Source organism: Nonomuraea antri (assembly GCF_013283785.1).
Lineage (GTDB): Bacteria > Actinomycetota > Actinomycetes > Streptosporangiales > Streptosporangiaceae > Nonomuraea > Nonomuraea antri.
The window spans coordinates 23156-45027 of record NZ_JABCPZ010000006.1 but is presented as its reverse complement, the minus strand read 5'-3'; the positions used below and the strand labels follow the sequence as shown (position 1 = coordinate 45027).

The 21872-nt window shown below is 71.7% G+C and carries 19 protein-coding genes; 8 read left to right on the top strand and 11 right to left on the bottom strand.

Annotation, left to right across the window (positions count from 1 at the left end; genetic code table 11):
* Positions 1-150: 150 nt before the first annotated feature.
* The gene (locus HII36_RS03365; protein WP_217369113.1) at positions 151-999 is read right to left on the bottom strand and encodes an SDR family NAD(P)-dependent oxidoreductase; all 849 of its coding nucleotides are present in this window, start codon (positions 997-999) and stop codon (positions 151-153) included.
* A gap of 323 nt (positions 1000-1322) precedes the next feature.
* A complete protein-coding gene (locus HII36_RS03360; protein WP_173521531.1) occupies positions 1323-2984 on the bottom strand; it encodes an RNA polymerase sigma factor in 1662 nt (553 codons plus the stop codon).
* A 468-nt stretch (positions 2985-3452) separates the two neighbouring features.
* On the opposite strand from HII36_RS03360, the gene HII36_RS03355 reads away from it, so the two are divergent.
* The gene (locus HII36_RS03355) at positions 3453-3818 is read left to right on the top strand and encodes a hypothetical protein (protein WP_173521530.1); all 366 of its coding nucleotides are present in this window, start codon (positions 3453-3455) and stop codon (positions 3816-3818) included.
* Between the two features lie 221 nt (positions 3819-4039).
* Positions 4040-4606 (top strand): DUF6461 domain-containing protein, encoded by a 567-nt coding sequence (locus HII36_RS03350; protein ID WP_173521529.1) that lies wholly within the window; start codon positions 4040-4042, stop codon positions 4604-4606.
* Positions 4607-4645: 39 nt separating this feature from the next.
* On the opposite strand, the gene HII36_RS03345 is transcribed toward HII36_RS03350, so the two are convergent.
* The gene (locus HII36_RS03345) at positions 4646-5230 is read right to left on the bottom strand and encodes an HD domain-containing protein (RefSeq protein ID WP_173521528.1); all 585 of its coding nucleotides are present in this window, start codon (positions 5228-5230) and stop codon (positions 4646-4648) included.
* Between the two features lie 345 nt (positions 5231-5575).
* Here HII36_RS03345 and HII36_RS03340 point away from each other — a divergent pair, with 345 nt between their 5' ends.
* Together HII36_RS03340 and HII36_RS03335 are read left to right on the top strand one after the other, a co-directional pair.
* Entirely contained in the window at positions 5576-6568 is a 993-nt protein-coding gene (locus tag HII36_RS03340) for a GlxA family transcriptional regulator (protein WP_173521527.1), read from the top strand.
* A gap of 7 nt (positions 6569-6575) precedes the next feature.
* Positions 6576-6869, top strand: coding sequence for a hypothetical protein (locus tag HII36_RS03335; RefSeq protein WP_173521526.1), 294 nt, complete (start codon positions 6576-6578; stop codon positions 6867-6869).
* A 31-nt stretch (positions 6870-6900) separates the two neighbouring features.
* Here HII36_RS03335 and HII36_RS03330 read toward each other — a convergent pair whose 3' ends face one another.
* Both HII36_RS03330 and HII36_RS03325 read right to left on the bottom strand, forming a co-directional pair.
* Positions 6901-7902: a C-terminal binding protein gene (locus HII36_RS03330; RefSeq protein WP_173521525.1), complete on the bottom strand. Its 1002-nt coding sequence runs from the start codon at positions 7900-7902 to the stop codon at positions 6901-6903.
* The gene (locus tag HII36_RS03325) at positions 7889-9658 is read right to left on the bottom strand and encodes an IlvD/Edd family dehydratase (RefSeq protein WP_173521524.1); all 1770 of its coding nucleotides are present in this window, start codon (positions 9656-9658) and stop codon (positions 7889-7891) included. The genes HII36_RS03330 and HII36_RS03325 overlap by 14 nt, the downstream gene beginning before the upstream one ends.
* 362 nt (positions 9659-10020) lie before the next feature.
* Between HII36_RS03325 and HII36_RS03320 the strand changes: the two genes are divergently transcribed.
* From HII36_RS03320 to HII36_RS03310, 3 genes are all read left to right on the top strand, one after another.
* Entirely contained in the window at positions 10021-10590 is a 570-nt protein-coding gene (locus HII36_RS03320) for an RNA polymerase sigma factor (RefSeq protein ID WP_173521523.1), read from the top strand.
* A complete protein-coding gene (locus tag HII36_RS03315; protein ID WP_173521522.1) occupies positions 10587-11465 on the top strand; it encodes a CU044_5270 family protein in 879 nt (292 codons plus the stop codon). Before HII36_RS03320 ends, HII36_RS03315 begins: the two co-directional genes overlap by 4 nt.
* Positions 11466-11634: 169 nt before the next feature.
* Positions 11635-12447: a hypothetical protein gene (locus tag HII36_RS03310; protein ID WP_173521521.1), complete on the top strand. Its 813-nt coding sequence runs from the start codon at positions 11635-11637 to the stop codon at positions 12445-12447.
* Positions 12448-12458: 11 nt separating this feature from the next.
* Here HII36_RS03310 and HII36_RS03305 read toward each other — a convergent pair whose 3' ends face one another.
* Positions 12459-13589 carry a DUF6042 family protein gene (locus HII36_RS03305; RefSeq protein WP_173521520.1) on the bottom strand — a complete coding sequence of 377 codons (1131 nt, stop codon included), beginning with the start codon at positions 13587-13589 and terminating at the stop codon, positions 12459-12461.
* A 525-nt stretch (positions 13590-14114) separates the two neighbouring features.
* On the opposite strand from HII36_RS03305, the gene HII36_RS03300 reads away from it, so the two are divergent.
* The gene (locus HII36_RS03300) at positions 14115-14930 is read left to right on the top strand and encodes a nitroreductase/quinone reductase family protein (RefSeq protein ID WP_173521519.1); all 816 of its coding nucleotides are present in this window, start codon (positions 14115-14117) and stop codon (positions 14928-14930) included.
* A gap of 10 nt (positions 14931-14940) precedes the next feature.
* Here the strand turns inward: HII36_RS03300 and HII36_RS03295 are convergent, their stop codons facing one another.
* The 5 genes from HII36_RS03295 to HII36_RS03275 all read right to left on the bottom strand — a co-directional run bounded on the left by HII36_RS03295 (position 14941) and on the right by HII36_RS03275 (position 21866).
* Positions 14941-16116: a vWA domain-containing protein gene (locus HII36_RS03295; protein ID WP_173521518.1), complete on the bottom strand. Its 1176-nt coding sequence runs from the start codon at positions 16114-16116 to the stop codon at positions 14941-14943.
* Positions 16117-16122: 6 nt separating this feature from the next.
* The gene (locus HII36_RS03290; RefSeq protein ID WP_173521517.1) at positions 16123-17325 is read right to left on the bottom strand and encodes an AAA family ATPase; all 1203 of its coding nucleotides are present in this window, start codon (positions 17323-17325) and stop codon (positions 16123-16125) included.
* 73 nt (positions 17326-17398) lie between these two features.
* Positions 17399-19270 carry an ankyrin repeat domain-containing protein gene (locus tag HII36_RS03285; protein ID WP_173521516.1) on the bottom strand — a complete coding sequence of 624 codons (1872 nt, stop codon included), beginning with the start codon at positions 19268-19270 and terminating at the stop codon, positions 17399-17401.
* Entirely contained in the window at positions 19267-20400 is a 1134-nt protein-coding gene (locus tag HII36_RS03280; RefSeq protein WP_173521515.1) for a leucine-rich repeat domain-containing protein, read from the bottom strand. Before HII36_RS03280 ends, HII36_RS03285 begins: the two co-directional genes overlap by 4 nt.
* On the bottom strand, positions 20400-21866 hold the full coding sequence (locus tag HII36_RS03275; protein ID WP_173521514.1) for an SDR family NAD(P)-dependent oxidoreductase: 1467 nt from the start codon (positions 21864-21866) through the stop codon (positions 20400-20402). The genes HII36_RS03280 and HII36_RS03275 overlap by 1 nt, the downstream gene beginning before the upstream one ends.
* Between the last annotated feature and the right edge of the window lie 6 nt (positions 21867-21872).

Below are 21872 nucleotides of genomic sequence, written 5' to 3'. Positions count from 1 at the left end.
GGCGACCCGTCATGGGGGCGAGGGCGTTGCTGCTTCCGTCCGGCGCGAGCGTTGCTGCTTCCGTCCGGCCCCCGGGCGAGTCGCTGTGGAGCGGCGCGCGCGGGGTCGTATCCGCGTACCGGTCGTGCGGTCCCTCCGCGCGGGGGATCGTCATGAATCCTTGGCATCGGGTCCATGCTCAGGGCGGAACGGCAGCACCTTCCTGCGCTGGACCAGTTCCCCGTACGGCCCCTGCGTGCCGGCTGGAAGCGTGGCCAGCCAGAGGACGTCCACGGCGGCCTCGTCAGGGGTGAGCACTCCGGTCCAATCGGTGAACCACGGGCGTGACGCCTCGGTGTCCACCAACCCCGGACAGACCGCATTGATCAAGATGCCGCGACGGCGATCCCATTCACGTGCCGCGATCTTCACCGCCGCCACCTGCCCGATCTTGGACGGCGGGTTGATCCAGCTCGGCCAGCCCGCCTCGCCCGCCCGGCCCGCCTCGACCTCGGTCGCGTAGTCGTCCATGACCTGGGCCAGATCCCGCAGGGTCATGTGGTCGACGTCGAAGTGATGCCACAGCCGTGGCGACAGGCTGTCCAGCGTGCCGAACGAACTGGCCACCACGAGGAACCGGGCGGCGTCATTGAGCAGGGGGCCGAAAGCCTCGATCATTCGATGCGCGCCGTGATTGTTGGTGTCGACGAATGCCCGCACCTGCTCGGAGTCGGGCACATCGGGAGAGATGCGAGCGGCCGCGTTCGAGATGACCACGTCGATCCCGCCGTGCCGGTCCGCGACCAGCTGTGCGGCCTCACGCACGGACCGGTCGTCCTGTACGTCGATCAAGACCGGCTCCGGCGCGAGTCCTTCGGCGCGCAGTGACTCCACCGCCGCCGATCCGCGTCCCTCGTCGCGGGCGCCCAGATAGATCGTCCCGTCAGGGAAGCTCTGGCACAGGCCACGCACCAGGGCCAGGCCCAGACCTTGATTGGCGCCGGTCACCAACGCGATCATCCGCTCTCCCATCACGCGAATCGCTCATCGGCCGAACGCGTCCTTCGAACTTCAAGGACCGTCGCGGGAATCGCTTGTGTTCCAGGAAACTTCGGCGCAACTGGGCGTTGACCGCCTCCAAGGGGGTACGGCGGGCAAAGCCTGCCGTACCCCCAAGAGTACTCGCCAGAAGATCTTGTCCAGATGATCGTGTCAAGTGACGTCACACCGCGGGCACCTTGGTCACGGCGCCACGGTCGGCATGGTTTCTGCTGGTCAGTGGGCTTCTGCAGGCCCTAGCCCTCGGACGGGAGAGCCAGGGCCGTGACGTCCTCGGCAGGTGCTCAGCCCGGGACGGAGAGGTACACCTCGGCCAGCGTCGCCACGCTCATGGTGAAGCCGCACGTCAAGGCTTGCCCTGAGCAGGGGCCCTGCCTCCACTCCGTGGTGTGGGCGGGGGCGGTCAGCGTCACCTTCGTGTCCTTGGCCACCTGCCACGAGCATTCCTGGACGGCGTTGCCGGATTGTGCGCAGATGCCCAGCTTCTTGCCATCGGCCCTGACGACGAGGTAGGCGTCGGTGCCGGTCACACGGGTGGTCAGCGTGTAGGTGGGGGTGGCGACCACCGGCTGGCTTTGCGGTTGTTGCTCCGGCAGCACCGGCTGGGCCTCCACCACTTCGGGCTTCTTTTCGGGCTGCGCCTGCTCGGGCTGTGCCTGTTCAGGCTGCGCCTCCTCGGGTTGCGCCTGTTCAGGCTGTGCTAGCTCGGGTTGCGCCTGTTCAGGCTGTGCTAGTTCGGGTTGTGCCTGTTCGGGCTGTTCATGGACGTTCGCGGCCGGCTGCCGATCCTTGGGCCGCTTGACACTCGACTTCCCTGGCCGCTTGGTCGCAACGGGAGGGTCGCCTTTCTTACGAGATCTCCCCGGCCCGGTCTTCCTCTTCTGCCCCTCCTGCCCGGCCGCCGCAGGTCGCTCACCGGGCAGGGAGGGGAACAGCGCGGACGCCAGTTCCCTCGCCTGCGGCTGAACCGTCAGCAGCACGGCAGCCAGCATGAACAGCAGCGTCCAAAACGTCAGGGCTTGCCCCTTGTACGAGCGCCCGCGCACCGGCCGGGTACCCAGCCGCCGCTGAGTGGCGCGAGCCGGATGTCGAGCAGGACGAGAACGCGGCGGCCGGGGCCGCGGCAGGCGTCCTTCGGAGCTGACCAGTTCGAACTCGTCGGTGATCTCGTCGGCGGCACCGGCTATGACCAGGAACGTGCTGTCCCGCATGCCCTCGCGGATGCGTTTCACTTCCAGCGCCGAGCACGGACACTGCCGGAAGTGCTTGACGACCTCCTTCAAGTGATCGACTGACAGGCGGCCGTCCTGAGCGGCGAGGCGCTGACCGTGTGCGCAGGAGACGATCTTCTTGAATCCAGCGCAGGTGGTCTCGCCGTCGACGCTGACCTTGCCGTCCAGCTCGACGTGAAGCAGAACGCGCGCAGCGGCCCTGATCGGCCATTTCAGCCGGCTTCGGGCCTGGCGCTCGTTGACCGTGCGCCGCGGCGCGGACGACAGACCCTCGAGCTCCTTCGCGAACGCCGCCCGAGCCTCCTTCTCGACGTCCTCCGGCAGGAGGAGCAGCGCCTCTTCCGTCCGTTTCCGCGTGTGGCCGGCATGCACCCGCTCTCCTGGATCGATGGCACGGTCGAGGACGTCGAGGGCATCGGAGCCCTCTGTCGCGACAGGGGGCCAGGCGGAGACGGGCCGCGCCTTTCGTTCTTGTTCCTTCTTTTTCAGGAACGAAGCACACTCGTTCCGCGCGCTCGCCGCAGCGTAGCCTCGTACGTTAACGATCGTGGCGCCGGCCGCGAGGCGGGCGCGGACGGCGACCAGCACCTCGCGCGCGAGGTCGTCGATGTCGTCCGGGAAGTCCGGGAGCCTGCGCCGGATGATCTTCTGCACGTATCGCTGCAGTTCGTCGATTCCTTCGTCGCGGCGGTCGAAGATCTCCGATTCAGACATCGTTTCGCCTCCCTCGCTTCAGCATGCAGGAGGATCGCCTTTTACGGCGGCTTCTACGGAAATCTGTCTGCCGGCTGGCGAACCACCAGAGAACCGAAAGAAGAATGTCCGAAATGAGGCTAGCGGTTAACGCCTCGACTACTGACCCAATGGTCATGAATGTCTCCTTTTCGCCTGTTCCGGGCTCGGTCGGGCAGTCGTCGACTGGCCCGTACGAATGCCAAGAGTCCCGAAGCGAAAAGGTGTGACAGGAAATTTTGTAGATCTTTTTGGGCCCTTCTCGCACCCGATGACCTCGGAGAAGAGTTCGCCCGCCGCGGATTTCGCACCAGAGGGCTTCAGCGCCCTGAATTCGCCCACACGAAACCCTGTGCCAGGGCCGTCAAGGATCTCGTCCCGGTCTATCGGACCAAGGTCTCGACGGCGCTGAAGCACACGGACAGATGGGAGGGGATCAGCGAGTACATCGTGAGCGGCACCTCACGGGAGCTCGCCGCCCTGGAACGTGCGGCCAAGGCCGTGGTCCGGCATTGCCGCAAGACAACGATCAAGACCAGCGCTTCCAGGGAGATCATTCGCAAGCTGTCGATCGGTGGGCTCGGTGACGGTGCTTATGGCATCAAGTTCCGCAGCGGGCTCGCGAGCAGCAAGCTGGAGCCGGATGCCGACATGTCGGGCATGATGGTCGCGATCGACATCGTGATCATCCGGGTCGGGAACGTCGTGATCGCGCTGGAGCACGATGGCAACGTGGGTGAATTCGACCCCACGCTGACCAGGACCGCGGCCCAGCTCGCCGTGGCGCGACTCCGCGAGGCCACGCAGAACGACTAGCCCACATGCGCCGCAATCCGCCCATTTCCCACGCACCACCACCCTGCCAGGTACTGCTGCCGCCGCTGTTCGTCGCTGGTCCGTCGGACTCATCCCGGAAGGTGGCTGCTCGCCGCACCGGCTGACTGGTCCTGGTGTGGCTTTCGCCGCTGCCACATCGGGCGGCGTTGTCGGTCCTTTCTGTCAGGATCACCAAGGAGACCGACAGGGAAGGCACGTGGATGAGCGGCGCGACGGCGACGACCTACGAGTGGCTCTACCGGGAGTTCACCGATGATGCCGATGACACGTGGCTTTACGTCGGCTTCGTACGGGGCCTGTCCCCCGAGGACGCGCTGCGGCGGCTCGGCATCACCCCTGGCCCGCTGGGTGAGTCCGGGTTCGGTGTCGCCGCCTACGGCACCGATGCGGGGACCGTGCTGATCGAAGTCGGCTGGGCGGGGATCGTCCACGACCAGGCCGACCGGCTGTCCGTGGGCACGGTCGCGGCCTCGGTGTTCGCGACCTCGGACGACGACGGTTTCACCTACTGCGTCGACGGCGAGCTGATCACGACGTTCGATCTCTACGGCTATCCCGAGCGGAGTGGTTCCGATCCCGACCGGCTGCAGGCGGAGATCGAAGTCCTCGGCATGGATGTCGACGGCGAACTGCCCGAGTTACCCGGCGACGCCGTCTCCCGGGCTCTCGCGCTTGCCGAACGGGTCACGGGCGTCCACCTGTCCCCTGCCCGTTATGCCGGGGCCGCCCTGATCGGTCCCTGCGATCATCTCGACCCCTATCGATGACGTCTGAGTCAGTACTGACGCGCCCCAACCGGTGAGGGCTCAAGAGGTCGGAGCGTCGATCGGGTTGCCGGCGAACCGGTCGGAGAGCGCGGCGACCCGTTCGAGGTGGGCGAAGGCGCCGTCCGGATGCCGGTGGACCTCGTCGAGGAAGCTCTTGCGCATCCTCGACACGAAGTCGAGCCGCGGGTAGGCGTTCAAGATTCCGGCGAGATCGTCCGGCGCGAGCCCTTCCCGGCCGAGTCCGGCGACGTCGACGGCCGCGCCCGCCTGGATCAGCCGGAACAGCGGCACCTGCTCGGCCACCAGGTTGGTGTGCCGCAGGATCGCCTCCTCGACCAGGTGGATGCGTTCGCGGTCCCATCCGCGTCCTTCGAGGAAGCGGCAGGCGAGGTCGGCGCCGACGCGGTCGAACTCGCTCTCGCCGGCGTGGGCGTCGGTGAGGCCGAGGTCGTGGATCATTGCGGCGACGAAGGCCGCATCCTCGTCGACGTCGGGCTCGGGGACGAGGCATCGGCCGAACAGGTAGGTGCGGTAGCTGTGGTTGAGCAGGTAGCCGGGGGCGGCCTCGGCGGCGAGGTCGGCGGCCGCCCGGCTCGTGGGCGTCTGCGGGATCGCGGGGATCATCGGTGGGTCCGTTCTTCGGAGGAGTTGAACGGTCACCATCGTCGGCGGCACGAATTGTGTCTGCAAGGACGCGGGTATGTCAGATCCGGCCATGGCCGGGGCACCGCCATCATGTCCGGACGCGACTGCGGAACCACAGTCACGTCCAGCCCATGGCTGCGGCACCGCAGTCACGTCCACCCACGGCTGCGGCACCGCCATCACGTCCGGCCATGGCTGCGCCATCACGTCCAGCGCATGGCTGCGGCATCGCAGTCGCATCCAGCCCATGGCTGGCAGTCGCGTCCGGATCTGACATGTTCCTGTCGTTGCGGACAGGTCAGCGGTCCTGCGAAGGTGGGCGGCATGGCCGCCGCGCACCTCGTCGTGATCACCGTCTACGACGGCGTGGAGCTCCTCGACGTCGCCGGTCCGCTCGAGGTGTTCTCCACCGCCGACCGCCTGCTCAACGGCGACCCGCCCGGCTACAGGACCCTGGTCGCCGGTCCCCGGGCCGGGCTCGTTCGTTGCGCCGGGGGCGCCTCGATCGCGGCCGACGTCGCGTGGGAGGACCTGCCGCGCGAGATCGGGACCCTCGTCGTGCCGGGTGGCCTGAGGTTCGGCGCGGGCGGGGTGCAGGCGCTGGTCGCCGAGCCGCTCGTGGGGTGGCTGGCCGCCCGCGCCGCGCGGGACGCGGCGCGCATCGCATCGGTCTGCGCGGGAGCGCACCTGCTGGCCGCCGCCGGGCTGCTCGACGGACGCCGGGCGACGACGCACTGGGCCACGGCGGCCCAGCTCGCCGCCGAGCATCCCGAGGTGCGCGTCGAGCCCGACGCGATCTACGTGCGGGACGAGCACGTCTGGACGTCGGCGGGCGTGTCCACCGGGATAGACCTCGCGCTCGCCCTGGTCGCCCACGACCACCATGCCGAGCTGGCCCGCCGGGTCGCCCGGTGGCTCGTCATGTACATGCGGCGGCCGGGTGGCCAGAGCCAGTTCAGCGAGCTCCTGGCGTACCCGTCGGCCACGGACGCCCAGGTCGCCCGCCTGCAGGCGTGGATTCCCGGACATCTCACCGAGGACCTGTCCAACGACGCGCTCGCCCGCCGGACGAACCTCAGCGTCCGGCACTTCTCGCGGCTGTTCCGTCAGCAGGTCGGGGTGACGCCCGCGCAGTACGTGGAGTCGGTCCGGCTCGACGCCGCCGCGCGGCAGCTCGTCCACACCGGCAACGGGCTCAAGGCCATCGCGAACGCGGTCGGGCTCGGCTCGGTCGAGACGTTCCACCGGCTGTTCAGGGAACGTTTCGGCGTCACGCCCGCGGCCTATCGGGAGCGGTTCACCGCAGGTGAGGCATGATCGGAGTGTGATGGACCGGGCAGAGACCGGCGCCGGCCGAGCCGGGCACGCCGCCGCCGTCCCCCCGACTCGTCCGGACGTGCGGGAACGCCGGCAGGCGCTGGCCGACGGCCGCGAACCGATGGTCCGCGCGGCTCTGCAACATCTCCACGGGTTCGACCTGACACATGATCCGGAGAGACCCGGCGTCGTACGGCATGGCGGCACCGGACGTCAGGTGCACGACGACGCCTGGATCGCGGAACGGCTCGCTCGCTGGGAAGCCGATTGCCGCCACCACGACGGCGATCCGGCTACCTGACCGCCGACGCCGCCCACGCCGACCTCGGCGGTCAGCGCGGCGGTACGGAATTGACCGGGTACCGGGCGCCCTGCCCGGTCAGGACCCGGACGGCCTCCTCCGCCGCGACGCGCCGCACCGTCGCGACCGCCTCCTCGGAGTAGTAGGCGGCGTGCGGGGTGACGATCACGTTGGGCAGCGTGAACAGCGGGTTGCGCGGGCGCCAGTCGCGCTGCTTCGCGGGCTCCTCTTCCAGGTCGTCCAGTGCGGCGCCGGCGATCCAGCCCTCGGTGAGCGCCTCGTGCAGCGCCGCGTCCGCCACGATCGGGCCGCGCGCGGTATTGACGAGGACGGCGGACGGCTTCATCCTGCGCAGCGTCGCCCGGTCGAAGGTGTGGTGGGTCTCGGGGGTGAGCGGCGCCTGGATCACCAGGTAGTCGGCGCCTTCCACGAGCCGGTCGAAGGAGACCGGCAGCACGTCGCGCGACCGCAGCTCGGACTCGTCGAGGAACGGGTCGTGCGCCCACACCTCGACGCCGAACGCCCGTACCCGTTCGGCGATGAGCTGGGCGATGGCGCCGAACGACAGCAGCCCGAACACCCGCCCGCGCAGCCGCTGGATCGGCTCGCCGCTCTGCCACCGCCACACGCCCTGCCGGGTCGCCCGGTCGTAGGCGCAGATCTTGCGTGCGGCGGCCAGCCAGAGCGCGACGGCGTGGTCGGCCACCTCCTCGGCGCACCACTCGTTCGGCGCGTTCGTGACCTGGATGCCCCGCCTGGTCGCGGCCTCGACGTCGACGATGTCCACGCCCGTGCCGTAGCGGGCGATCACCCGGCACCGGGTGAACGCGTCGATGGCGCGTGAGCCGATCCGGGCGTACTGGGTCAGGACGCCGTCGACGTCCCGGCCCTTCTCGATCACCTCGTCCTCGCTCTTGCACTGGGCGGCGAGCAGCTCGAATCCGGCGTCCTCGACGATCTCGCGTTCGAGGTCCACCTCGCCGAAGTCGGAATCGGCGATCATGATGACGCCTCTGGGGTCAGTGCGAGTCACGGGGCATCCCTTTGGTGTGCACGATGTCCTGGTATGCCAGGGCGAGTTCCAGGCAGCCGCCGCTGTCCAGCTGGCCGACCGTGGCGCAGTAGATCTCCTGCCACGGCGTCTGGTTATCGAAGACCTGCGGCGTGTGCCGGGCCCAGCGCGCGGCGATCTCCTCCTCCGGCAGCAGGACGTCGACGCGCGCCTGGTCGAGGTCGATGCGGATGCGGTCACCGGTGCGCAGGATGGCGAGATTGCCGCCGGCCGCGGCCTCCGGGCTGGCGTTGAGAATGGACGGCGCGTCCGAGGTGCCGCTCTGGCGGCCGTCGCCGAGCGTGGGCAACGTCGTGATGCCCAGCCGGAGCAGCGAGGCGGGCACCTCCATGTTCACCACCTCGGCCGATCCCGGGTAGCCGATCGGCCCGGTGTAGCGGATGACGAGGATGCAGTCCTCGTCCAGGCCGAGGTCGGGATCGTTGATGCGGGCGTGGTAGTCCTCGGGCCCGTCGAAGACGACGGCGCGGTAGTCCGCGACGCCGCGGACGTCGTCGGTGAGCACGGAGGTCTTCATGACCGCGGAGTCGAACAGGTTGCCCGTCATGATGAGCAGCCCGCCGCGCGCGGCCACGGGGTCGTCGTAGGGACGGATGACCTCCGGGTCCGCGGGCGGTGCGTCGGCCAAGTTCTCGGCCACGGTGCGGCCGGAGACGGTCACGACGTCGCCGTGCAGCCGCCCCGCCGCCAGCAGCGACCGCATGACGGCGGGCACGCCGCCGGCGCGGTAGAAGTCCTCGCCGAGGAACTTCCCGGCCGGGGCGACGTCGGTCAGCACCGGGACGTCGGCTCCGGCCCGCTGCCAGTCCTGGATGGTCAGCGGCACCCCGGCGTGCCTGGCGATGGCGTTGACGTGGATGGGCACGTTGGTGGACGCGGCGATGGCCGAGGCGACCACGATCGCGTTCTCGAAGGCCCGCATCGTCATGATCGCGCGCGGCGTGAGGCCCTCGTCGACGAGTTCCACCGCGCGGCGGCCCGTCTCGTAGGCCAGTTGCGCCCGCCTGCGGTACGGGGCGGGAATCGCCGCGCAGCCGGGCAGCGACATGCCCAGCGCTTCGGCCAGGCAGTTCATCGACAGCGCGGTGCCCATGGTGTTGCAGTGGCCGATGCTGGGCGCGGAGGCGCACACGCGCGCCATGAACTCGTTGTAGTCGATCTTCCCGGTGGCCAGCAGCCGCTTCGACTGCCAGATCACCAGCCCCGAGCCCGAGGCGGCCATCCGCTCGCCCTGGTGGTAGCCGTTGAGCATGGGCCCGCCGGACAGGACGATCGCCGGGATGTTCACCGTCGCCGCCGCGGCCAGGCACGCCGGGGTGGTCTTGTCGCAGCCCGTCGTCAGGACGACCCCGTCGAGCGGATACCCGTAGAGCACCTCGACCAGGCCGAGGTAGGCGAGGTTGCGGTCCAGCGCGGCGGTCGGCCGCTTGCCGGTCTCCTGCAACGGGTGGACGGGGAACTCCATGGGGACGCCGCCGGCGTCGCGGATGCCGTCCCTGACCCGGTCGGCGAGTGCGAGGTGGTGACGGTTGCAGGGGACGAGGTCGCTGCCCGTCTGGGCGATGCCGATGATCGGCCGGCCGGACCGGAGTTCGGACGGGGTCAGCCCGAAGTTGAGAAAACGTTCGAGGTAGAGCGCCGTCATCTCCGGATTGCCCGCGTTGTCCCACCAGGCCTGGCTGCGCAGGCCGCCTTCGGGGCGTTCCGCGGACGGCATCAGCTCATCCTCACCGAGGCGGGCAGATCATGATCCGGCGGCTCAGGTACGGTGGCGCCGAGACCGGCGAGCCGATCGAGCATGCGGTTTCCTCTCATCGTCCGGCGCACCAGGTAGGGACGGCGGCGCACCCCGTTGAGCGGCCACCATCACCCCTGGTCATGAACCCGCCTCGGCAGTCGATGACTGCCCTACCCGAGCCGCCACGCTGAGTAAACGCCGTACTACACCATGACATTTCCCGTCGTAGGAGACGCGAGCCGGGCCGTGGCGTGACGCCGGGAAGAAGGGCCGGGCCTTCGGCGAAGTATGGGAGAAAGCACTGACCACGAGGAAGGCGCACTCATGACGGAGACGGCCACGTGACCGCCGACGTGAGCGAGCGGGTGACCGATGCCGAGCTGGTCGCCGGCTACCGGCGCGACCCTGAGCTGTTCACCGCCGTGCATGACCGGTATTTCCACGACATTTACCGGTATGTGGAGGGTCGCCTGGACACGCAGGTGGCCGAGGACATCACCGCGGAGACGTTCCTGCTGGCGTTCGACCGTCGCGACCGGTTCGACCCGGAGAGGGGAGGTCTGCGGCCCTGGCTGTTCGGCTTCGCCACGAACCTGGTCGCCAGGCATCGCCGCAAGGAGGCCCGCCACTACAAGGCGCTGGCCCGGCTGGATCCCGTCCCGGTCGTGGAAGGACACGAGAACCGGGTGGTCACGTCCGTGGCCGCCCAGCGCATGCAGCCGCACCTGGCCAGGGCCCTCGCCTCGCTGAACGGCGGCGAGCGCGACGTGCTGCTGCTTCTGGCCCTGGGCCAGCTCAGCTACGAGGAGATCGCCCAGGCACTCGGCATCTCCATCGGCACGGTGGGCTCGCGGCTCAGCCGGGCCCGCGCCAAGATCCACGCCATCATCGACAAGGAGACGACCCGATGAACGACCTCGACGACATCGCCGCCCTGCTGGCCAAGCCGGGTCCGTCCGCAGGGGCGGCCGAGCGCAGCAGGGCCCGACTCCTGCACCGGGCCCGGTCGCGGTCGCGGTCTCGAATGCACTGGTTCATCCCGGCAGGCGCCCTGATCGCCGCGGGGGCCGCCGCCGCGGTCGTGCTCGCCACCGGGATGCCCGCGAACGACCGCGCGCCTGCCGCGACGGAGCGGTTCACGGGCAAGGAGGTCCTGCTCATGGCCGCCGTCAGCGCGGAACGCACGCCCCAGGGCTCGGGGACGTACTGGCACGTCACCACCCGGTGGTCGAAGACGGAGATCCCCCCGATCGAGAGCTGGACCAGGCGCGACGGCAAGCGCTGGTCCAGGGGCGAGCCGGGGGACGCCCCGGACGCCGTCGTGGCGGACTGGAAGACGCTCCGTCTCAAGGGCGCCAAGGTCAGCTTCGAAGAGCTCGAAAAGCTGCCGACGGATCCGGAGGCGCTGAAGAAGTGGATCATCGACCGCAAGGGCGACAAGAGGGACATGACCACCTCCGAGCAGCGAGGTGTCCCCACCCATCCCCTGCTCGCGCTGATCACGGAGCTGCCGGCGCCCTCGGACGTCCGTGCGGCGGCGTTCAAGGCGCTCGCCGCGACGCCCGGAGTGGAGAACGAGGGCCCGGTCGACGGCGGCCAGCACCTGCGCCTGCCCGACCCCGACGGCGGGAGCAAGCCCATCGAGCTGGTCGTCGATCCCGACACCGCCCGGGTGGTCCGCGCGAACCTGGTTCTGGCCGGCGACGGAGACGTGGCGTGGTCCGACGAGTACATCTCCGTGACCACTGAATGGACGGACCTGCTTCCTTCGGTGAAGAAGAGCTAGCCGGCACGTCGCTCGGCACCGCCGTCCTCGCGACGCGGACACCCCCGGCATCTCCCTGGTCAACGAGCCGCGCGGTCCCTGCGCTCAGGGGCGCGCAGGGCACGCACACGCCGGTCCGAGTCGTCAGGATTTCCTTGACGGCCCGGAGTCGTCAGGGGACGCTTGACGCATGAGTGAGGCCGGAAAGCACACCCTGTCCCGGGCCGCGCTGGCCCGGCTGGCAGTCGCCCACGAGGCCGCCGACGCCTCAGACGGCTACCGCGCCCTGGTCGCGCGCGGCAGGCTGGCCGCCCACCAGCCAGGCGAACAGGCCATCCACCAGCCGGGCGAGCCGGCCGCCCACCGGCCGGGCGAGCTGGCCGGGGCGGCCTGGCGGCTGCTCGAACAGGCCCGTGGCATTCTCCGCAACGCCGTCATCGCCGAACGTCTCGCCGGCACGTCCTGGGAGATGATCGGCGAACAGCTCGGCGAGATCAGCAAGCAGGCCGCGCACGAACGCTACGGCGCGGCCGAGACCGTCTTCCGCCGGGCGGCGCTGATGGCCTGGCTGATCCCCGAACGCGCCTTCGACCAGATCGGCGAGCTCGCCGATCCGGACGCCGCCCTGGCCCGCCTGAACCGCTTCCTGCACCCGCCGCCCGAGCCGGGCGACCGGCCCTCCGCCGGATCCCCGCGGACCCCCGGCCCCCGCCGGACCGCCGAGCCCGGCCAGCCGCCGCCCGGCCACGCGGAGCCGACCATCGCCGAACAGGCCGCGCTCGTCGCCGAGGCCACCGACCTGCTGCGCGCTCAGGAAGGCGCGCAGCCAGCCGAGTACCAGCGGCGCGCCGCCGAGCTGGGCCTGGCCCGCCGCAAGGTCGCGCTGTACGAGGCCGTCGCCGCCGAACGTCCTGACGACATCGAGCACGCCGACCTGCTGACCGGCGCTCGCGCCCGCCTGGCGGCCCTGGAAGCCGATGCCGCTCGAAATCTCCGGCTATGATCTGCCCGGCTTCAGACTCTCCTGCCCACCTCGGGTTGCGGCGGAAGACGTGGCAGCACCGTGAACGTGCCCTCATCACCGGAGTCGCTGCGCAGTAGTCCACGTTCGACGCCGTAGCGGATCGCCCCGTGAATCTCCTCCTCCGTCGCCAGGAGCTGCTGGGCGAGCTCTTCCGGCGTCGCCGAGACGGTGCAGCCCGGGCTCCACGCCGCCACGGCGGCCAGGTCGGCGGTGAATGAGGTGTAGCGGCTGAACGCGTCCTGACGCCGGATCATGGTCACCTGCTCGTCCGGCAGGCGCAACACCTCCTCCACCCGCGGGGGATTTTCTGCGGGGCGGTAGCGGGTCACGTCCTCGGTGGTCTCGGCGATCACGAGGCCGGCCGCCGCCAGGAGCGGGAGCAGGTCCCGCCGCGTGGCCGGTGCGGGCACGCCCAGTTGGCGGGCGTATTCCGAGACGTCCTCGAAGAGCGGGGCGCTCCAGTCGCCGGAACTGCTGGACCAGGGCTGATAGGTGGCGGCGATCCGTTCCTCGGTGGCGTCACCGGCGGCCGCCGCGACCAGTACGGCATGCAGCACCTCCTTGCCCGCGAGCCCGAGAACGGACTCCCAACCGGTGCGTCCAGGCTGGACCGCGGGCCTGCTCCGCGCGAGCCACCGGGGCGGCCGAGGGGGGCCGGGGGCCGCCCAGAACTGCATCCGCCAGAGGTCGCCCGCCGACGCCTCGAACCCGAAAGTCTCCGGCGGGGTCCTGCGGCAGGAGACGCGGACCCGGTACATGCCCGGTGCGCCGAGCCGGAGCGGCCGATCGGCGTAGCTTTCGCTGTGGTCCACGGTGGTCAGCATCACGGAGCCGGTGTTTGCGTGATACGGGGTCTCGACCACGTCGTGCCAGGGCTCGTCCTGAGCGGGAGGGCCGTTGTGCAGTTCCAGGCGCACCTGATGGCGCGCGTCGCGAGCCGACGCCTGTAACCATCCGTCGCCTGCCTTGGCGATCGTTCCTGCGGGCTGCGTTTCCACGGCGTGCTCGTCGAGCAGGGGCAGCCCGGGCAGGGATCTGGAGGCCGGATCGACGTCGGAAGTGTCCCTGACGACGATCGTTCCGTACTCGGGCCAATGGTCCTCTACGGCGATGATCCTCATGAATCGACCGTAACCGCTGCTTTCGGGGGGCGGCGGTGTGTCACCAGCTGCCGGGCGCCCGGCCGGCCGGATCGGGCGAGCCGCCGTTGTCCGAGCCGCCACCGCCATCCCGGGGCGCCGGGCTCGTCGGGAGCGCCGGGATCGTCGGGAGCGCCGCGCAGTGACCGCGCGGCCTCGGCGTCGCCCGCCTCGGCCGCCCAGCGCAGCCGACTCTCGCCCTCCTGCAGCGGCGTGGGCTTGCGCGACACGAAGATGCCCGGCAGGCACCCTTGCCGGGAGCCGGGCTCGTCCCTGGCCGCGCGGGTCCGCCGATCAGCAGCTCGACGGCGGGTCGAAGCCGCGATTCCGCAAGCCCTTTACGGTGAATATCGTGATGAAGTAGCGTCACCTGCGTGACTGCCGGGTCGGCCTTGGGCCACGCACGAGAGAGTCACCCGGCCGGCGCTTGATCGCCGAGCGGGCCCGCGGCCCGCCGTCTTCTTCTCCATTCGGTACCGAAATGCAGGAACCCACCCATGGAGAAGAATGGATTTCACCCAGCACGTCATCGAGGAGTTCCGCGCCGGCCACGGCCAGGTCGGCGGCCGGTTCGAGGGCACGAGACTGCTCCTGCTCACCACCACGGACGCCGCCTCGGGCGAGCCGCGCACGACCGCGCTCGCCTACCTGCCCGACGGCGTCGAGCGCATGCTGGTCATCTCCGAAGCGGCGCAAGCGCCGGCCTGGTACCACGATCTGCGGGCCGAGCCGCAGGCCACCGTCGAGACCGGCGTCCTCGTCTTCGACGTCGAGGCCGAGGTCCTGGCCGGCGCCGAGCGTGACGCGGTGCTCGCCCGCGCCGCGGAAGGCGACCCCGACCGGGCCGACTACCGGGACGACCACCGGGCCGGCACCACCCCGGTCGTCGCGCTTCGCGTCACAGGTCCGCCCCGTGACAACGCGCCGTCCGGCGGCGCGTACCTCAAGCTGGTGCACGACGGCTTCCGCCGCGAGCTCGCGCTGATCCGCAAGGAGCTGTCCGATTCCGGACGGCCGGGCCTGGGCGCGCAGCTCAGGATCAACTGCCTGACCGTCTGCCAGGGGCTGCACCATCACCACACGGGCGAGGACGTCATGCTGTTCCCCGACCTGGCCGAGCGGCATCCCGCGCTCGCGCCCACCCTGCGCCGGCTGGCCGAGGAGCACGAGCGCATCACCGTGCTCCTGGACGAGTTGCGGCAGGCCCTGTCCGGTGACGATCCACTGAAGGTGCGGGCCGAGGTCGAACGGCTGGTCGACGAGCTGGAAGCGCATCTGACGTACGAGGAGGAGCAGCTGATCCCGGTTCTCGACCTGGCCTGACGTACGGCGGTCACCCGGCGCCCACCCTGACGGCCTCGACCCAGGCGGGCGGGGCCGGCGGGGCGGTGCCGATGAGCGCGGCGATGACGCGGGCCGACGACGGCGCCTCCGGCCACGGCGTGTGGCCGTCGGTCAGCACGATCACCACGCCGGGCCGTTCCGGCAGGGCGAGTGCGGCCCTGATGCCGACCCGCATGTCGGTGCCGCCCCCGCCGGCCAGGTTCACCTGCTGCGCGGACGTCACCCGGGCGGCGGTGTGCACGTCCGCGTCGCAGGCCAGCACGCTGACCCGGTTGCCGCCGACGCCCACGGCCCGCAGCACCCCGGTGACCTCGGCGAGCGCCTCGGCGAGGTCGTCCTCGCCCATGGAGCCCGAGGTGTCGACGACGATCGCGACGGCCGGCACCGGACGGCGCAGGCTGGGCAGCACGACGCCGCGCAGCGCGCCGGTGCGGCGCGACGGGCGGTGGTAGGTGTAGTCGACCGCCCCTGCGGCCCAGGCGACCGCCTCACGCACGGCGCCGGCGAGCACGCGACGCCAGTCGACCGTGGGCTCCAGGATCTGCTCCGCCCAGCGTTGCCAGCCGGCCGGGAGGCTGCCGCGGTTGCGCCGGTGCGCGCGCATCGCCTCGGCGGTGTGCCGGCGCAGCGCCTCGGCCTCGACCGTGCTGACGCCGCCCGGCCCGCGCTCTCCGGCGATCTCCCAATCGCCAGGTACGCCGTGCGCGCCAGAGCCGCAGTCGGAGCCGCGGGTGAACGGCGGCAGTCCCAGGAGATACTCCTCGAACAGCCGTCCGGTCGCCAGCCCGAAGGCAGCCGGCTCCACCCGGCCTTCCGGCAGGGTCAGCCCGTCGGCGAGCAGGTCGTCGTTGATCTCGCAGTCCTGGGCGACGTTCACGCGCAACCGGTCGCGCTGGTCGGCGGCCGTGAGCCGGTCGGCGCGTCCGTGGTGGTCGCGCAGCACGTGAGCCAGCTCGTGGATCCACACGCCCGCGAGCTCCGGCACGGACGTCGCGGCGACGAACTCCGGTGACACGTAGCACCGCCAGTGCCGGTCGACCGCCATCGTCGACACGGCGCCGGTCGGCACGACCGTCAGGGAGTAGAGCGCCGCGGCCAGGTACGGCCGGTCGCTCGCCGCCCGGTACCGCGCAGCGAGCAGCTTGACCTGGTCGAATTCGGCCATGAGCGATCAGTGGGCGCCGGGCAGCGCGCCGGAGAGCTGGAGCAGGTCGAGGAACGCGTCGATGCCGCTCGGCACCGGCCAGTCGGTGTCGCGCAGCGCCGCGAGATCCGCGGCGGCCCGGGCCGCGACGTCGGGTACGCCCGCGTCGACCGCCTTGGCCAGCACCGTCCAGCCGGCCTCCCAGCGCCGCCTGGTGGGGTCGCTCTGCACCGCCGAGACGACGGCCGTCAGGAAGGCGAGCTGCCGGTCGCCGCGCTTCGGCAGGGCGAAGGCGTCCGGGTTGGCCAGCACCCGGTCCGGGTCGGGCAGGTCGAGCTGTTCGAGGTAGTTCAGCAGTTCGAGCCCCGCGCCGTCGCCCACCGCGCCGATCACCGCCGCGGCGACCGCCTTCTGGTCGGCGTCGGCGGCGTACCCGACCGCCAGCAGGCGCAGCGCCATCTCCCAGGTACGCGGCGACGGCCAGGCGCGACCCCGGCCCTCCGCGTCGCCGGGCAGGTGGTGGGCCAGGCCGGGCCGGGCGGTGAGGAACCCGGAGACCACCCCGCGGGCCCGGGCGACCGCGCTGGACATCCGGGCCGGGTCGATCAGCGGCAACCGCACGGCCGGCCAGGTTCCCGCCATGCCGCGGGCGACCGTCCGCGGGTCGTGCGTCCACTGCAGGTGGACGAACCGGTTCGCGAGCGGCGGGCTGAGGTGCCAGCCGTCGGCGGCGCTGGACGGCGGGTTGGCGGCGGCGACCACCCGCACCTGCTCGGGGAGCGGCAGGCTGCCGACCCGGCGTTCGAGCACGACCCGCAGCAGCGCCGCCTGGACGGCGGGCGGAGCGGAGGACAGCTCGTCGAAGAACACCACGCCGCGCCCGGCCGAGGTCAGCCGCACCGCCCAGTCCGGCGGGGCCATCGGCACCCCGGTGGTGGCCGGGTCGTCGCCGATGATCGGCAGGCCGGCGAAGTCGGACGGCTCGTGCACGCTCGCGATCACCGTCTCCAGCGGGACGCGGAGCCCGGCGGCCAGTTGCTGGAGCGCGGCGGACTTGCCGATGCCCGGCTCGCCCCACAACAACACGGGCAGGTTCGCGGACACCGCGAGCGACAGCGCCTCCAGCTGCGGGTTCGCGGCCGGCTCGGCTCGCTGGGCGGCGAGCCGCCGCACCAGCTCGTCGGCCGTCGCCAGCGGATCCGGCGCGGAGTCCTCGTCGGTGATGTTCACGTGTCGCTCGTCCTTCCCCGTCGCGCAGCGGGTGCGCTGACGGCGTTTCGTTCAGCGGGCGCGCCGGCGGCGTTCACTCTTCCTCGGCGAGCTCCGGATGCTCGCGTTCGATCCGGTCGACGATGAAGTGCAGGTCGTCGCGTTCGAGCCAGCTGATCAGGCGGTGCAGCGAGACGGGCTCGTCGTGGATCTCACCGCAGAGGTCGATCCTGGCCCCCGCGGTGAGCAGCGCCTCGATGAGCGCCACCGAGCCGTCTCCGCAGATCGCGGCGAACAGCGGCGTGCGCCGGCTCTCGTCCGTGGCGTCGATGTCCAGGCCCGCCGCCAGCAGCCGGCCGAGCAGGCCGTCGTGGCCGAGGTGGCGCAGCCGGTGCGCCGCCTCCTGCCGCAGAGTGCCGCGCACGCTCGGGTCGACGCCGGGGTCGAGCAGGTGCAGCAGGTGGAGCAGGGTGCGCTGCCGGTCGTCACGGACGCGCGGGTCCAGGCCGGCGTCCAGCAGCCGCAGGACTCCGGGCAGGTCGCCGTGCTGCGCCCGGGTGAACAGCTCGCTTCGCTGCTGGCGCAGGGCTTTGGGCAGCCGTCCTGTTCCTGACGTCCAGGCGTGCCGCGCGGCGAAGCAACCGGCGATCGCGCCGCCGAACACCCGCATGGCGCTCTCCCGCTGCTGCTCCTGCTCGCTGTGCGGAATGTGCAGGACGCCGTCGCGGAAGGACACCTCGTGCCACTCGCCGCGGCAGCGGACCCGGACCGGCCGCGGGGGTTCCGGTTCGTCCGGGGGAGCCTCGTCCAGGGCCCGGTCCGGGAACAGCGCCTCGTGGACGAGCGGATGCAGCCGCTCCGGCGGGTGGCCGTCGCGCAGCAGGTCGAGGTCGGGCAGGCGGCGCCAGCACGCCTCGGGGAGCACCAGGTCCGCCGGCTCCGTGCCCATCTCGAACTCGACGAACCGCACGCGCAACCCCGCATCGGGGCCGCCGGGCTCGAAACCGGGCCCGCCGGTCTCGGAATCGGGGCCGTCGGTCTCGAAGAGGATCGCCGCGTACTGCCGGTAGGGCAGCCAGAAACGGCCGGTTCCCGTCGCGGCCGCGAGGCGGCGGACCTCCGACGCCAGCCGGGCCACGTCGATGGGCATCCGCGCGAGCACGTCGCGCGGATCGAGGGGTTCCAGCTCGTAGTAGGGCTCGACCGCGACGAGCGCGGTGTCCAGCTCGATGCCGGCGGCCGCGAACGCCGCTTCGACCTCGCCGCGTTCGTGCAGCAGCGTGACCCACTCGGCGAACGCCGCCGGGTCGCCGTGTCCCGGGTCGGCCGCGGGCAGCTCGCCCGCACCGCGCGGGGTGCCGTCGCCGTGCAGGAACGGCGCCCGCGCCTTGTCTCCGCCGCAGCGTTCTCGCAGCTCACCGGTATGGCGCGCGTCCCACAGGTGACGCGAGGAACTCCAGTCCTGGACGACGTTGCGCCAGAACGCGCTGTAGGTCCAGTCGGTCTCCAGATAGATCTCCTGGCGATGGACCTCTCCCACCTGCAGCCGCAGCCGCTGCGGGCCGTGGGCCATCCAGCGGGGCGTCCGGAGGTACAGGCAGGGCGCGTCCGGATCGTCGCCCGGCCGTCCCAGGAGAATCACCTGGTCGGGCACGATCGTGATGCGTCCCCGGTCCAGCCGGGGCAGGTGCCAGCGCAGCAGGTCCGGGGCGAAGTGGCGCAGGTCGTCCTCGATCGCCGCGGCGACGGCGTCGCCATGGCTGTTCGCGAGGTCGGCCAGGTCGAAGGTGACGTCGACGTTCGCGGCGGCGCAGGCGCCACGCCAGTCACCGGCGAGCCGTCGCTCGGTCGCCCGGTCGATCATCCACGGTGGCACCGCGTACCGCCGGATCCGCCGTAACCGCGCCGCCTCGTGCGGCGGGTACGAATCGGACGCCGGTCGAGCCGGTGGGGGCGTCGCGCTCATCGGTAGAGGCTGCCGATCGCGTGCAGGTCCGGATGTGTCCGGTCGGCGGGACGGAGCCGCGGCGCCAGCGCCCGCTTCGTCCGGCGGGGCACGCCGGGGCCGAGCCCGACGTATTCCAGCCGGGTGTCGTCGGGGATGGCGGCCAGCAGGGCCTTGGCGCCACGGCCGGTGATCCCGGTCCTGCGCAGTTCCAGCCGTCGGAGCGGGCTGCCGGGCAGGGCCTCGGCCAGCGCGGCCGCGCCCGTGTCGCCGGTTTCGTTGGCGGGCGCGCCGAGGCTGCGCTCCGACGGCGGACGTCCGAGATCGAGTGCCTCGATGCCGCCGAGCGCGCCGGCCAGCGCGCGGGCGCCCGCCGGTCCGATGCCGTTGCCGCCGAGGCCCAGGCGCACCGGCCGGGCCGGGTCGGCCACGGCCGCGAGCCTGGCCGCACCGGCGTCGCCGAGGTGGTTGGCCGGGAGGTAGAGCTCGCGCACCCCGGCGTCGCTGATCAGCGCGGCCAGCAGGTCGCCGGACTCCGCGCCCAGCCCGTTGCCGCCCAGGAACAGCCGTTCTACCGGGTTCGGCCGCTCGGCGAGCACCGTCAGCAGCGCGTGCAGCCCTTCCCGCGTGAGCCCGGTGTTGACCAGGTCGAGCGTGCGGATCGTGGTGTTGCGGCGCAACATCGCGGCGAGTGCGCGAACTCCGTCGTCGCCCACCGGGTTCCGTTTGAGCCACACGGCGCGCACGGTGGTGTCCGTGGCCAGCCGGTCGGCGAGCGCCGCGGCGCCTGCCGCGGCGATGCGGTTGCAGCCGAGGTAGAGGGTCCGCACGCGGTGGCCGGGAACGAGCGCGTCGGCGATGGTCCTGGCGCCGTCGTTCCCGATGGCGTTCGTGCCCAGCAGCAGGTGGACGGCGTGCGGCGAGGCCACCGCGGCCGGGAGCAGCCGGGCCGTGCCGGCCGGTCCGAGGCCCTGCTTGCACAGGTCGACCCGGCCGTCCGGCCGCAGGGTGCCCAGCGGGAAGGTCTCGTCGGCCGCCACCGGGGTCGCCGCGGCCAGCCGGGCGACCAGCGGATCCAGGTCCGCGAGAGCGGCCGGCGGCACGTCGGCGTGCTCGATCGCGGGGCAGCGTACGGGCGTCGGCTCCATCATCACCAATCCACCGGTCGGTAGTCCTTCAAGAACAGGCCGGACACCCGGTCGCCGCCCACGCCGCGCACGATCGGGTCGTAGACGCGGGCGGCGCCGTCGATGACGTCCAGCGGCGGCCGGAACCCCGCCTCGCGTTGCGCGCTCTTGTCGGGATGCGGGCGTTCGTCGGTGACCCAGCCGGTGTCGACGCTGTTCATGTGGATGCCCGAGGCCGCGTAGTCGGCGGCGGCGGTGCGGGTCAGCATGTTCAGTGCGGCCTTGGCCATGTTGGTGTGCGGGTGGCGGACGGTCTTCTGCGCGCGGGAGAAGCTGCCTTCCATCGCCGAGACCTGCACGACGTACCGGTCCGGCCACGGCGAGGCCTCCAGCGAACCGCGCAGCCTGGACGTCAGCAGGAACGGCGCGAACGAGTTCACCAGCTGGACCTCCAGCCATTCTGCCGGGTCGACCTCGTGCAGCCGTAGGCTCCAGCTGTTGCGGTCGCGCAGGTCCAGCGGCTGGCCGGTCTCGTCGGTCCGGCCTGCGGGGAACAGCGCCTCCACGGCGTCCCGCCGCTGGACGGCCCGGCGGGTGTCGTCCGCGGGCGCGAGCTCCAGCCGCGCGCCGGCGGCGGGCACGGCCGTCAGGTCTGATACGTCGATCCGGGTCGCCAGGCCTTTCAACGGCACGCGCTCGGCGGCGCGTACCTCCCGGTGGTAGGCGGCGGGCCTGCGGATCGTCTGGGCCGCGTTGTTGACCAGGATGTCGAGATGGCCGAACCGCCGCTGGACGGACTCCAGCAGCCCCGCGACGGCCGCCAGGTCGAGCAGGTCGACCCCGTGGACGTGCACCCGGTCCAGCCAGTCCCCGGCGTCGGGCACGGCCGCGAGCCGGCGGGCGGCATCCCGGGGGAAGCGGGTGGTGACCAGGACGTCCGCACCGTCGCGCAGCAGCTTCAGCGCGAGCTGGAAGCCGATCTTCACCCGCCCTCCGGTCACGACCGCACGGCGGCCGCGCAGATCGCAGCGGGCGTGCCGGCGGGCCAGGTTCTCCTCGGCGCACTCCGGGCACAGCAGGTGGTAGTCCGGATGGACCCGCTGGTAGGCGGACTTGCAGACGTAACAGCGTCGCGTGCCCATCAGCAGGCCCGTCGATGCCGCCTCCGCGACACCCGCCGGATCCCGGCGGTCCGTGGACGCCGCCTCCGGGACGGGGGCCGGGTCCTGCTCCCGGTAACGCGCCGACGCCGCCGTGGCCTCGTGGTCGTGCCGCCTGCGCTCGGCGTGCCGCGCCGCCTTCCTGGTCTTCTTCCCCGCCCGGTACAGCTGCGCCGCCGCCTCGTGCACGTCGGCCCATCGGGCGTCGGCCGGATCGGCCGCGCGGGCCTGGGCCAGCACCCGCAGGCACGTCTCGATCTCGGCCAGGTCGGGGCGGGCTCCCGAGCCGGCCGGCGGCGCCACGGCCGGGCCGGGCTCGACGAACGGCATCCACAC

What these genes read in the sequence shown, in the direction of transcription:
- HII36_RS03365 (WP_217369113.1), bottom strand. Translation starts at nt 999, where the DNA reads ATGATCGCGTTGGTGACCGGCGCCAATCAAGGTCTGGGCCTGGCCCTG.
- HII36_RS03360 (WP_173521531.1), bottom strand. Translation starts at nt 2,984, where the DNA reads ATGTCTGAATCGGAGATCTTCGACCGCCGCGACGAAGGAATCGACGAA.
- HII36_RS03350 (WP_173521529.1), top strand. Translation starts at nt 4,040, where the DNA reads ATGAGCGGCGCGACGGCGACGACCTACGAGTGGCTCTACCGGGAGTTC.
- HII36_RS03345 (WP_173521528.1), bottom strand. Translation starts at nt 5,230, where the DNA reads ATGATCCCCGCGATCCCGCAGACGCCCACGAGCCGGGCGGCCGCCGAC.
- HII36_RS03340 (WP_173521527.1), top strand. Translation starts at nt 5,576, where the DNA reads ATGGCCGCCGCGCACCTCGTCGTGATCACCGTCTACGACGGCGTGGAG.
- HII36_RS03325 (WP_173521524.1), bottom strand. Translation starts at nt 9,658, where the DNA reads ATGCCGTCCGCGGAACGCCCCGAAGGCGGCCTGCGCAGCCAGGCCTGG.
- HII36_RS03315 (WP_173521522.1), top strand. Translation starts at nt 10,587, where the DNA reads ATGAACGACCTCGACGACATCGCCGCCCTGCTGGCCAAGCCGGGTCCG.
- HII36_RS03310 (WP_173521521.1), top strand. Translation starts at nt 11,635, where the DNA reads ATGAGTGAGGCCGGAAAGCACACCCTGTCCCGGGCCGCGCTGGCCCGG.
- HII36_RS03305 (WP_173521520.1), bottom strand. Translation starts at nt 13,589, where the DNA reads ATGAGGATCATCGCCGTAGAGGACCATTGGCCCGAGTACGGAACGATC.
- HII36_RS03300 (WP_173521519.1), top strand. Translation starts at nt 14,115, where the DNA reads ATGGATTTCACCCAGCACGTCATCGAGGAGTTCCGCGCCGGCCACGGC.
- HII36_RS03295 (WP_173521518.1), bottom strand. Translation starts at nt 16,116, where the DNA reads ATGGCCGAATTCGACCAGGTCAAGCTGCTCGCTGCGCGGTACCGGGCG.
- HII36_RS03285 (WP_173521516.1), bottom strand. Translation starts at nt 19,270, where the DNA reads ATGAGCGCGACGCCCCCACCGGCTCGACCGGCGTCCGATTCGTACCCG.
- HII36_RS03280 (WP_173521515.1), bottom strand. Translation starts at nt 20,400, where the DNA reads ATGATGGAGCCGACGCCCGTACGCTGCCCCGCGATCGAGCACGCCGAC.
- HII36_RS03275 (WP_173521514.1), bottom strand. Translation starts at nt 21,866, where the DNA reads ATGCCGTTCGTCGAGCCCGGCCCGGCCGTGGCGCCGCCGGCCGGCTCG.